The organism is Burkholderia sp. BCC1638 (assembly GCF_902833195.1).
Classification (GTDB): Bacteria; Pseudomonadota; Gammaproteobacteria; order Burkholderiales; family Burkholderiaceae; genus Burkholderia; species Burkholderia diffusa.
On sequence record NZ_CADFEC010000124.1, the window covers coordinates 1 to 486 of the forward strand.

Genomic DNA, 486 nt, shown 5'->3' on the forward strand with positions numbered 1-486 from the left:
CGCGCGTCGGCCGCGCAGACCACGCTGGTGCGCAGCCGGGTGCGCGCGCCGAATGCGCCGACCCAGCCCGACAGGGTGCCGACCAGGCCGGCATCGAGCGCGGGCGCGGCCTCGTCGAGCGCGCGGCGGTACGAATCGAAGGCGGCGTCGAGCGCCTGCTGGGCCAGCGCGAGCGCGCGCCGGCAGCCTTCGGGCGCCGGCTCGGGCAGCCAGGTGTCGAGATTGGCGAAGGCGAAGCGCAGGCCGGTGAGGTCGGCGCCGAGGCCGTCGTGCAGCTCGCGGGCGAGCCGGCGGCGGGCGGTTTCGTCGGCGGCGGCGAGCTCGGCCGCGAGTTCGGCCGAAAAGGCGGCCAGCCGGGCATCCGGGGCAGGAGCAACGGGCGACGGCGAGCTGGCGGCTGCGGTGGGAATCACGGCGAGGGCATTGGCGGAGCGTGCCGGGGCGGGGCCCGGCTCGGGCAGGGCGCTCGCTGAGGCGGCTGCGATA

1 protein-coding gene is annotated in these 486 nt (G+C 78.0%); it reads right to left on the reverse strand.

Translation table 11 applies throughout. The annotated features are described in order from the left end of the window. Positions 1-485, reverse strand: a 485-nt coding sequence (locus HWX22_RS31510; RefSeq protein WP_279610443.1) for a histidine kinase, incomplete at its 3' end; no start/stop codon positions are given. Position 486: the final 1 nt, after the last annotated feature.